The following is a 10,916-nucleotide window of genomic DNA, read 5'->3' on the forward strand; positions in this document are numbered from 1 at the left end:
AAGCCGATTGCCTATACCCGGATCTGGAATTTTTCCAGATAACGATAGAGGGTGCGCTCGCTGACACCCAGATGCCGGGCGGCTTCGGCGCGGTGGCCGCCGGTGGCCGCCAGCGCCGCGCGGACACCGGCTTCGGTACAGACTGCGCGTGAACCCCGGCGCAGCGAGGGCACCAACACCTCCTCGCCGGCCTGGGACTGAAAGGCAATGTGCTCGGGCAGCAACGGCCCGGTGCCGGCCAGGATCGCCGCCCGGGTCATGATGTTCTTCAGCTCGCGAACGTTGCCCGGATAGCGATAGGACACCAGCAGGTCCGTCACCGGCACGGACAGGGGCAGATGCAGCGAATCGCCGTCCACCTGCCGCAGGAAATGCTCCGCCAGCGCGAGGATGTCTTCCCGCCGCTCCCGCAGCGGAGGGATGAAGACCGGGAAGGCAGCCAGACGGTAATAGAGGTCCTCCCGGAACCCGCCCTGGGCCACCATGGCCGCCAGATCCCGGTGGGTGGCGGCCACCACCCGGGCATCCACCGGGATATATTCGGTGCCGCCCACCCGGCGAATGCGGGAGGTTTCCAGCACGCGCAAGAGCTTGCTTTGCATGGACAGGGGCAACTCCCCCACCTCGTCGATGAACAGCGTCCCTCCCTGAGCGGCCTCGAACAGACCGATCTTGCGCCGGTCCGCGCCGGTGAAGGCACCTTTTTCGTAGCCGAACAGCTCCGCCTCAATGATCTGCTCCCCCAGGGTGGAACAGTCCACCACCACCAGCGGCCCCTGAGCGCGACCGGAGCAATGGTGGAGATAATCCGCCACCCTTTCCTTGCCCACGCCGCTCTCTCCCAGCAGCAACACGGTGGCACTGGTGGGCGCCACCCGTTCCACCATCCGCATCAGTTCCAGCATGGGCGCGGACTGCCCCACCAGGCGGGTGCCCTCCGGCAACACGGAAGCCGCCTCCGTTTCGGGATGCAGCAACATCCCGAAAAAATCGCCGTGATCGCCCTGCCCCCGGGAAATCCGGACGCGCATACGCCGCCGTCCTCGCCCCCCGGGGATCTGCACGGAAAGGGGCCGCGACGCGGAGTCCACAGCGAGCAGATGGCACCGCCCTTCCCCGGCGCAGTCACCCGGCACCCCCTGAAAGAACTCATGACAGCTCATCCCCTGCAGATCTTCGCGGGAGAGGGACAGACAGCGCAGGGCCGCTGCGTTGGCGGCCAGCAGGCGATGATCGCCGTCGAAGACCACGAAGGCATCGGGAATCAGTTCGACCACCTGTTCGAGGGTGGGCGCGGCAATGGGATTGGGGCGGTTGTTCAGGGTCAGCATGCGGGGGGGCTTGCTCCATCGGATGCCAGGGTATTAGGCAGTCTACCATCCAGGGCCAATGTTCAAACGGCATCGGCAACACAGGGTGTGTCCCTTGGGCTCCGTCATTCCCGCGCAAGCGGGAATCCAGTCCCGGACGCTAAACACTGGGCTCCCGCTTTCGCGGGAGTGACGGAGCAGTGCCATTTTCGGCAATGACGATGCTGCCACCTCTTCCCGGCCAAAGGCTGCCCCCACCGTTGGCTGTTCATCAGATCTTCACCGGATTTTCACGCCCGTTTAATAACCAAAATACATAGTCGCCCCGGGTTTAGAGGCACAGGACGATGTCTCTTTTTTACAACACAATCCGGGGAGTTTATTCCATGCAACACAAGAAGCTTATCGCGGCGATGGTCGCCGCCGGCCTGTCCATGCCCGCCCTGGCGGTTGCCGACATGACCATCTACGGTCGTGCCCATCTGTCCGCCGACATTCTGGACGACGGCAATGACTACAACGAGTTCAACGTCTCCAGCAACTCCAGCCGCCTGGGTTTCAAGGGCGAGCGGACCTTTGCCGACGGCCTGACGGCCATGTTCCAGATCGAGCAGGAGATCAACTATGACACCTCCGGCAGCAGCTGGGCCAGCCGCGACACCTTCGCCGGCCTGAAGGGCGACTGGGGCATGCTGCGCATCGGCAAGTTCGACACCCCCTTCAAGCTTGCCCGCGGACCGGCCAACTTCTTCGGCGATCAGGCCGGCGACCTGCGCAACATCACCCGCACCAACGATCATGGCCGCTTTGACGAGCGCTTCAACAACAGCATCCACTACCGCACCCCCAGCCTGAGCGGCCTGGTGTGGGATATTCAGTACTCCAACGAAAATGGCGGCTCCAGCACTGTGGAAGACGCCAAGAACAAGGCCGTGAGTACCTCGCTGGGATACAGCAACGGGCCGTTCAATGTGGTCGTTGCCTATGAAAGCCAGGATATTTACAGCACCGATAACTATGATTACACGGCGGACGCCTGGCGCCTGGCGGCCGCCTACCGCATTACCCCGGACTTCCGTCTGGCCGGCTTCTACCAGCAGACGGAAAACACCCGTGGCGTGGAAGGGCAGGAAGCGGATGTCTTCGGCATTGCCGGTCAGTACCGCATCAGCCCCTCCGTGTACCTGAATGCCCACTGGTTCACCCTGGACTCCGACCTGGAGAAGCGGGATGCCAATCTCTATGCCATCGGTCTGGAATACCGGGTGGACAGCGCCCTGCGCTTCTACGGCAATCTGGCCTTCATGGATAACGACGACAATTCCAGCCTGACCCCCTGGGGTGCAGCCCGCAGCGCCACTCCTTCTGCCGCGGAGGGCGTGAACGCCCGCGGCGAGACGGCTACCGCCTTCTCTCTGGGCATGCGATACGACTTTTAAGGGATGATGCCTTTTCGGGCAGGGATGCCCGCCTCTGCTCCAGCATGCATGTGACACGCTTGCCCGGATTCCATCCGGGCTTTTTTTCGCCGCACACGTCGAACCTTCCAGGTCTGAACCCCGGTGGTTCCTTGAATCACACCCATGAAAAAGGCCCCGCGAGGGGGCCTTTTTCATGGATATGGCTGGGGGACCAGGATTCGAACCTGGGTTGACGGAGTCAGAGTCCGTAGTCCTACCGCTAGACGATCCCCCAATAAAACCGAGGCGTAAATCTACAGCATGACGGGGTGTTGAAGCAAGCCCCGAAATAAAAGCTGAAACACCGTTCCCCACGAGGCCATCCTGATGGATAGCCCCAGGGGTGACTGCAAGCCGTTCCCGTCGCCGGGGATCAGCGCTTGCTGAACTGAGTCGCGCGACGTGCCTTGCGCAGACCGACCTTCTTACGCTCGACCTGACGGGCGTCACGGGTCATGAAGCCGTGGGTGCGCATGGCGCCACGCAGCTTCTCGTCGTATTCCACCAGAGCGCGGGCAATACCCAGACGGATGGCACCGGCCTGACCGTTGGCGCCGCCGCCCTTCACCGTAGCCACGATGTCGAAACGATCCAGGCTTTCGGCCACTTCCAGCGGCTGACGGACCACCATGCGGGAGGTCTCACGCCCGAAGTAGACGTCCAGGGGCTTGTTGTTGACGGTGATCTCGCCCTTGCCGGGGCGCAGAAAAACCCGCGCAGAAGCCTCTTTGCGGCGTCCGGTTCCGTAGTTCTGGGTTGTTGCCATCTCTTGACCTGCTCTATGTGCTGCCCGGCCACGCAATGGTGACCGGATCAGGGTGTTGTTCAGATTTCCAGCGGCTGGGGCTGCTGGGCGGCGTGGCTGTGTTCGGCTCCGGCATACACCTTGAGCTTCTTGAACATGGCCCGGCCCAGGGGGTTCTTGGGCAGCATGCCCTTCACCGCGATCTCAATGAGGCGCTCGGGCGCGTTTTCACGGATCTGCCGCGCACTGGCGGACTTCATGTGACCGACGTAACCGGTGTGCCGGTAGTACATCTTGTCGGCTTCCTTGTTGCCGCTGAGGCGCACCTTGGAGGCATTCACGATCACGATGTAGTCACCGGTATCCACGTGCGGGGTATACACGGGCTTGTGCTTGCCGCGCAGGCGGCGAGCCACTTCGCTGGCGAGCCGGCCGAGGGTCTTGCCGGAGGCATCAACCACGTACCAGTCGCGGGTGACTTCAGCGGGCTTGGCGCTAAAGGTCTTCATTCCTGAACTCCAGGGTGCACATGAATCACGGAAAGCGCGCAATGATAACGGGGAAGTGCCCGGGTGACAAGGGGTGTTTCCGTTCAAATCCACCAGGTCGTCCCGGTCATCACCTTGGCGGTCACCGGCATCACCAGCTTGCGCAGGGGCCAGGGCAGGACTTCCCCGCCCAGGGACATGGCCAACTCGCCATGATGGGCCTCGTCGATCTTCATCTGTTCCAGTACCGCCCGGGTTGGGCTGTCCTCGGGGACGACCCGGGCCAGATGCTCGTCCAGATGGCGGATCACCTGCTGCTCCGTCTCGTGCACGAAACCCAGGCTCCACTTGTCGCCCGCCGCTCCGGCCAGGGCACCGATGGTGAAGGCGCCGCTATACCACAGGGGGTTAAGAAAGCTCTTGTGGGTGCCCAGGGCTTCCAGGCGGCGTTCGCACCAAAGCAGGTGATCGTTTTCTTCCCGGGCGGAGCGCTCCATGCGCTCGCGCACTTCGCCGCTACGGGCGGTGAGGGCCTGCCCCTGGTAGAGCCCCTGTGCGGCCACCTCCCCCGCATGATTGATGCGCATGAGACGGCCGGAAAGGACGCGGGCGTTGTCATCCAGTTCCGCTTCCGGTGCCGACCGGGCCGGGTCCGGGCGCTCGGTGGCTCGGGGACGGCCGAACAGGGTACACAGACCTTCATCAATGGCAGACAGCAGGCGATCGGTGGGGCTCAGTTGGCGCATGGTGGGCTGACACGGGTAGTGAAAACATTATTGAAGATACTGTAAGCACGACAACATGCAAGCGTATTGAGCGCAGGACGTCATCCTGTCACTGGGGCAGCAGCGCCAAGATGCCCGACATTTGCGTGGCCTCACCCGCAATCACGTGATACAAGTCGCATTTCAGAATCAACGGCACCGATTCCCGAAGAAAAATGCTGGCCAAGTCTCACGAAATGGATTCCAATCCAGCTTGATCACAAGCTGAAAGCACGACGCTCATGGATGAGTCGCTGTTCAAAGACCATGGACCGGAAGTCCTCTCCCTCATTGCCCGTTTCCACGGCATCTCCGCGGATCCCGTTCAAATTCGCCACCGCAGTGGCGAGGGCAGCGGCCCACTCGAAGTCGCACAGATCGTCCGCGCGGCTCGGGATCTGGGGCTTCGCGCCCGCGCCATCCGACCCGCCATCTCCGAACTCGCCCGCTTACCCCTCCCGGCCGTGGCCCGGCATAAAGACGGCCACTATCTGGTTCTGGCGCGGGTGGAGGGTGACAATGCCCTTATCCACGACGTACGCATTGGCCGCCCGATCCAGCTCTCTCTTGAGGATCTTGAGACTCAACTCAGCGGTGAGCTTGTCTTGGTCACCCGCCGCGAGGCGCTGTTAGACACCACACAGCGCTTTGGACTGCGTTGGTTCGTCCCCGTGATCATGCGCCATAAACGCCTGCTGGGCGAAGTACTGCTGGCCTCCCTGTTCATCCAGCTCTTCGCACTGATCACCCCCCTCTTCTTCCAGGTCATGATCGACAAGGTTCTGGTTCATGAGGGCCGTTCCACCCTGCATGTGCTCGCAATCGGTCTGCTGGCCGTGTCACTGTTCGATGTGCTGCTCAACATCCTGCGAAGCTATGTCTTCTCGCATACCACCAGCCGTATCGATGTGGTACTGGCCGCACGATTATTCGACCATCTGAGCCGTCTGCCCATCAGCTATTTCAAAGCCCGTCGAGTGGGTGACACTGTAGCGCGTGTCCGCGAACTCGACACCATACGCGAATTCATAACCGGCTCGTCGGTGACACTGGTCATCGACCTTCTGTTCACCGTCGTCTTCTTCGCGGTGCTCTTTCTTTACAACACCACACTGGCCCTGGTGGTGCTGGCCTCCATCCCTTGCTATGTGCTGCTGTCAGTCGCTATCACCCCAGCCCTGCGCGTCCGGATTGAGGAGAAATTTCGCCGGGGCGCAGAAAACCAGGCATTCATCGTGGAAACGGTGACCGGGATGGACACACTGAAGAGCATGGCGGTGGAACCCCAGATGCAACGCCGCTGGGAGGATCAGATCGCCGCCTACGTCACCGCCTCCTTCCGTGCCATGAACCTGGGCAACATCGCGGGTCAGACCGCCTCGTTCATCAACAAGGTGGTCACGGTACTCATCCTCTGGATCGGCGCCGGGCTGGTCATGAGTGGCGCCATGACCATCGGCATGCTCATCGCATTCAACATGATCGCTGGACGCATCAGCGGTCCCATCCTTCGACTCGTTCAACTGTGGCAGGACTTCCAGCAGGCCGGCATCTCCCTGCAACGCCTGGGTGACGTACTCAATGCCCCAACCGAGCCGGGTCACGACCCCAACCGCACCTCCCTGCCCGACCTCAAGGGGGAGATCCGTTTCGACCATGTCACCTTCAGTTACCACCCCGATCGCCCTCCCGTACTGCAGGAAGTGGATCTCACTCTCCGCGCCGGAGAAGTCATCGGCATCGTGGGTCGCTCAGGCTCCGGGAAAAGCACCCTCACCCGTATGGTGCAAAGACTCTATGTGCCGAATGCCGGCCGCGTACTGGTGGACGGCGTGGACCTCGCCTTGGTGGACCCGGCATGGCTACGCCGTCAGGTGGGTGTGGTACTGCAGGACAGTTTTCTCTTCAACCGCTCGGTTCGTGACAACATCGCCCTTGCCGAACCTGGCGCACCGATGGAGCGAATCATTCATGCAGCCAAGCTGGCCGGCGCCCACGAATTCATTCTTGAGCTACCACAGGGTTACGACACCCCGGTAGGCGAACAGGCAAGCCTGCTCTCCGGCGGCCAACGCCAGCGTATCGCCATCGCCCGAGCCCTGCTCGCCAACCCGAGGATCCTCATCTTCGATGAGGCCACCAGCGCGCTCGACTATGAATCAGAACACATCATCCAGCGCAATATGGCCCACATTTGCCGGGGCCGCACGGTACTCATCATTGCTCACCGCCTTTCCACCGTACGCCAGACTAACCGCATCGTGGTCATGGACAGAGGGCGCATCGTAGAGACCGGAAACCACGACACCCTCCTGGCAAACAAGGGTCTCTACGCCCACCTTCACGCCCTCCAGAGCGGCCACCCGTCGCCCGTGCCACCACCACAGGGAGCCACCAGCACGGAGATCGCGTCATGAATCCTCCGGAGAAGCGGGTGATCCCGATGCGAAAGCACCACATGGAGTCTGTGCAGCGCGAATTCCTTCCCGCCGCCATGGAATTGGAGGCAACTCCGGCAAACCCCATCGGGCGCACCATCATATGGCTCATTGTCACGCTCTTCGTAGCCACCATTCTCTGGGCATCCATTGGCAAGGTGGACGTGATTGCCGTTGCCGAAGGAGCCATAGTGCCCAGCGGCAAGTCCCGCATCGTGCAACCCACGATGCTGGGCGTGGTCGCGGAAATTCACGTGGAAAATGGAGATCACGTCAAGGCTGGTCAGCCACTCATTGTGCTTGATTCCACCATGACCACCGCGGACGTCAGACGTCTGCTCGAATCGATCCGCAAACGAAAACAGCATGCGGCCCGCTTGGAGAATTTCGTTCAATCCCTTCACGCGGAGACCGAGGCGCTGTATGCCCGCCATACCGAGGGCTTGCGGAGCGTATCCCTGGATTACGGGCCAAACGACCCGTTGCTCGCTACCCAGATACAGATGTTCCGAGCCATGGATATGGCCCTGCAACAACAAAAAAGTGCCCGCGAAGGGGAATTGGCATCAGCCAGCGCCCTTGTCAGGCGTCTTGAACAGATGCTGCCCTTGATGCAGGAACGTACCGATGCCTTCAACACACTCCAGCGCCAGGGCATGGCAGCCCGATTGCAGTGGCTGGAGTTGGAACAAAACATCATTGATACCCGAGGACAACTTGAGGCTGAACGCCATCGCTTGGAGCAATTACGCTCCGAGATCGGCGAACTCAAGCACCGTCGGGAACAACTTCATTTGGAGACACGCCACGACGCCCTCACCGGGCTGGAGCAGTTACACAGCGAGCTCGAAGAGCTTGCGCAGGAACTCAGCAAGGCACAAGAGCTTGACCGACAGCAAGTCTTGTCCGCCCCCGTATCCGGCATCGTCCATGAACTTCACGTCAACACCTTGGGTGCTGTAGTCCAACCCGCCGAACACCTGCTCGAAATTGTCCCTGACGGTGAAGAACTGATCGTCGAAGCATGGATCCTGAACCGCGACATTGGTTTTGTACGCGAAGGCCAGAAGGCCTCCGTCAAGGTAAACACCTTTCAGTTCACAAAATACGGGACAGTCCCAGGTGAACTCATGCGTATTTCACGCGACGCGGTTATAGACGAAATCGCCGGCCCTCGTTATCTCGCAAGAATCAGGATGGAGCGGGACTGGATGGATATCGAGGGCGAGCGGATTGGATTGGCGCCGGGGATGGTCGCTTCCGCCGAAGTGACCATTGGAAAACGGCGATTGATTGAGTTCTTTGCGGCGCCCATTTTGTCAGCTCTGAATGAAACGGGCAGGGAAAGGTAAAAAATGGAACTACAGAAATGCGGAAAATTATAGACTTCTTTACGGATGTTCCAGCTTCATAATTACAGGAAACCACGAAAAGCAGAACAGTCATGCCCGTAGTTATTGGGCTATCAATACTGTACTACGCCACACACTTCTGGATACTCTTCCTGATAGACCCTAAAGAACACCATGACGCATGGATAAATCTCATAGAAGTAGTTCAGAATCACCTTCCAGCGGTTGATGCATGGGCAAACACAAGCCACGCCCTGCGCTCACAATTTCCAGCACTAAATGAAGGGCGAAAGAGCCAACACTATTTGAACAGTTATTCATGAGAGGCGCGCCATGAATTTAAATAGCATCACACCCACCATTAAAAACAAAAACCACCAAATCACATGCACTGCATCAGCACTATTCATATTAGTCATGACGATTTTAGTTTACTTGTTGCCAGAGGACATTATCGAGCGCAGCTCTATCGTGCAATCAATCATCAACCACACCGCATCAATTGTACCCAGCATGTCCCGACTTGCCGCCCTATCCACTTTTAGCCAGCCCGCTCAAGTCACATACCTTATAGAACTAATCTGCATCCCATTAATTATTTTACTATTCACTCGCTACGATGGAGTTAATGTAGAAAAAACCAAATACGGCTACTCCCATGCCCGCGCAATTCTTGCAATCACAATATTACCAATGGTGATAATATTTTTTTTAATTCATTTCCCATTCGACCCTAACGATAATACAAAATCAGGCCGCTTAAGCCGATCAATAATAGAGTCAAAACTCGCATTCGGAATATGGAGCGCAATCCTTATAACAGGCATATCCGCTTCAATTCTTGCGACATACAAATGGCTCGCAGCATTAGTCCGGGCAATTAAATACGCATAACAGAAGCACCGCAATCACAACCAACCCCGACAAACACTGCCAGGAGGCAACATGACTGAGCACACCGCTTCGTCTACATTTGCAATGGAAGTGCAGAATTTCCTGAATAGCGCAAACAACACGGCAACCAGCGCACTGTCATCATTTCTCGACCAAGTTAAGCACATCCCTTCATCAGCAAACCTGAATGAAGCCGAGCGGTTATTGAAGTATGCCAATATCATAGAGGAGGAGATAAGGGAGTTTTCTCGCGTCGCCGAAAAATATTCTGAAAGGGCTGTCTCAACAAACGATCCTGCGCGTGCAGAAATATGGCAAAGAACCAGTGACTGGCTTACCGATCGCGCGAATGAGCGTGTAACCATGAGCAATGAAGCGTGGTTAAGAAGCATTGAGACCCGATTACAAGGGAATCTCGGCAAGGTATTCGGGCCAATAGGTGACAGCTTGTCGCTACTGGAAGGTGGAACAGCCGCCTATAATGGCGATTGGGATCGTGTAGGAGAAATTTCCGCGGGAATAATTGGAGGAATCGTAGGAGTTGCTGCGGCAGCAGCAATTTTCTCATCGGCAGCGGCCTTGATTGCTGGCTCAGTAGTACTTGGTGTTGTCGGTAGCAAACTCGGGGGTTGGTTTGGTGAATCAATCGCGATCCCATGGGGTAGGGACAAATTAGATGGCGTGATATCTCGCGTTCAAGATTACTTTGGGCAGGCAGGGACACAAGCCTCCCCCATCATCCTCGATCTGGACGGCTCCGGAATCAACACCGTCGGTTTCGATTCGGATATTTACTTCGATCATAACGGTAACGGATTTGCTCAACTTACCGGCTGGGTGGGCACCAATGACGGGCTGCTGGTCTTGGACCGAAATGGCAACGGCATCATCGACAATGGCGCGGAACTCTTTGGTAACAACACGGTGCTTACCAATGGCATGACAGCTGTCAATGGCTTCGCCGCGCTGGCAGAGCATGATTCAAACGGCGACGGAGTAGTCGACGCCGATGATACCATCTGGGCTGAACTGCGCGTATGGCGTGATCTTTCCCAGGATGGGGTCACCCGGGAAGGTGAACTGATCACACTCGACGAACTGGGCATTGTCTCCATCAATCTCGACTATGCCAATTCGTCCTATGTGGATGAGCACGGCAATGCTCACAAGCAGGTGGGCAGCTTCACTTGGTCTAACGGTGCCGAAGGGATCGCCACGGATGTGTGGTTCGCCAGCGATAACGCCCGCACCCGTACTATCGATCTCATCGACATTCCTGAAAATATCGCCGCCCTTCCCGACTTACAGGCTTTCGGAAATGTGCATAGCTTGCATCAGGCCATGCGGCGGCTGTCAAGGTGGTTGGAACCCGGGTCATGCAGCCTCTAATGAAGCACGAGGATCATTTTGAATTTCAGGGTTGAGCCACACCGGACCCACCGGCGTCCAGTTACGGGTCTCACCG

The 10,916-nt window shown here is 58.5% G+C and carries 9 protein-coding genes and 1 tRNA gene; 5 read left to right on the plus strand and 5 right to left on the minus strand.

Annotation, left to right across the window (positions count from 1 at the left end):
- Positions 1–11: 11 nt before the first annotated feature.
- The gene (locus CKO35_RS13520; RefSeq protein ID WP_200176668.1) at positions 12–1,331 is read right to left on the minus strand and encodes a sigma-54 interaction domain-containing protein; all 1,320 of its coding nucleotides are present in this window, start codon (positions 1,329–1,331) and stop codon (positions 12–14) included.
- A 365-nt stretch (positions 1,332–1,696) separates the two neighbouring features.
- Between CKO35_RS13520 and CKO35_RS13525 the strand changes: the two genes are divergently transcribed.
- Entirely contained in the window at positions 1,697–2,749 is a 1,053-nt protein-coding gene (locus tag CKO35_RS13525) for a porin (RefSeq protein WP_200176669.1), read from the plus strand.
- A gap of 182 nt (positions 2,750–2,931) precedes the next feature.
- Here the strand turns inward: CKO35_RS13525 and CKO35_RS13530 are convergent.
- The 4 genes from CKO35_RS13530 to coq7 all read right to left on the minus strand — a co-directional run bounded on the left by CKO35_RS13530 (position 2,932) and on the right by coq7 (position 4,749).
- A tRNA-Gln gene (locus CKO35_RS13530) sits at positions 2,932–3,005 on the minus strand.
- Positions 3,006–3,143: 138 nt separating this feature from the next.
- A complete protein-coding gene (rpsI, locus tag CKO35_RS13535) occupies positions 3,144–3,536 on the minus strand; it encodes a 30S ribosomal protein S9 (RefSeq protein ID WP_008931148.1) in 393 nt (130 codons plus the stop codon).
- 59 nt (positions 3,537–3,595) lie between these two features.
- Positions 3,596–4,024: a 50S ribosomal protein L13 gene (rplM, locus tag CKO35_RS13540; protein WP_200176670.1), complete on the minus strand. Its 429-nt coding sequence runs from the start codon at positions 4,022–4,024 to the stop codon at positions 3,596–3,598.
- 83 nt (positions 4,025–4,107) lie between these two features.
- Complete coding sequence (coq7, locus tag CKO35_RS13545) at positions 4,108–4,749, minus strand: 2-polyprenyl-3-methyl-6-methoxy-1,4-benzoquinone monooxygenase (RefSeq protein ID WP_200176671.1); 642 nt, start codon at positions 4,747–4,749, stop codon at positions 4,108–4,110.
- Positions 4,750–5,009: 260 nt separating this feature from the next.
- Between coq7 and CKO35_RS13550 the strand changes: the two genes are divergently transcribed.
- The 4 genes from CKO35_RS13550 to CKO35_RS13565 all read left to right on the plus strand — a co-directional run bounded on the left by CKO35_RS13550 (position 5,010) and on the right by CKO35_RS13565 (position 10,840).
- Positions 5,010–7,184 (plus strand): type I secretion system permease/ATPase, encoded by a 2,175-nt coding sequence (locus CKO35_RS13550; protein WP_200176672.1) that lies wholly within the window; start codon positions 5,010–5,012, stop codon positions 7,182–7,184.
- Entirely contained in the window at positions 7,181–8,557 is a 1,377-nt protein-coding gene (locus CKO35_RS13555; protein ID WP_200176673.1) for an HlyD family type I secretion periplasmic adaptor subunit, read from the plus strand. The genes CKO35_RS13550 and CKO35_RS13555 overlap by 4 nt, the downstream gene beginning before the upstream one ends.
- Before the next feature lie 333 nt (positions 8,558–8,890).
- Positions 8,891–9,451: a hypothetical protein gene (locus CKO35_RS13560; RefSeq protein ID WP_200176674.1), complete on the plus strand. Its 561-nt coding sequence runs from the start codon at positions 8,891–8,893 to the stop codon at positions 9,449–9,451.
- A 51-nt stretch (positions 9,452–9,502) separates the two neighbouring features.
- Positions 9,503–10,840: a hypothetical protein gene (locus tag CKO35_RS13565; RefSeq protein ID WP_200176675.1), complete on the plus strand. Its 1,338-nt coding sequence runs from the start codon at positions 9,503–9,505 to the stop codon at positions 10,838–10,840.
- The last annotated feature ends 76 nt before the right edge of the window (positions 10,841–10,916 follow it).

The organism is Ectothiorhodospira shaposhnikovii (assembly GCF_016584105.1).
Classification (GTDB): Bacteria; Pseudomonadota; Gammaproteobacteria; order Ectothiorhodospirales; family Ectothiorhodospiraceae; genus Ectothiorhodospira; species Ectothiorhodospira shaposhnikovii.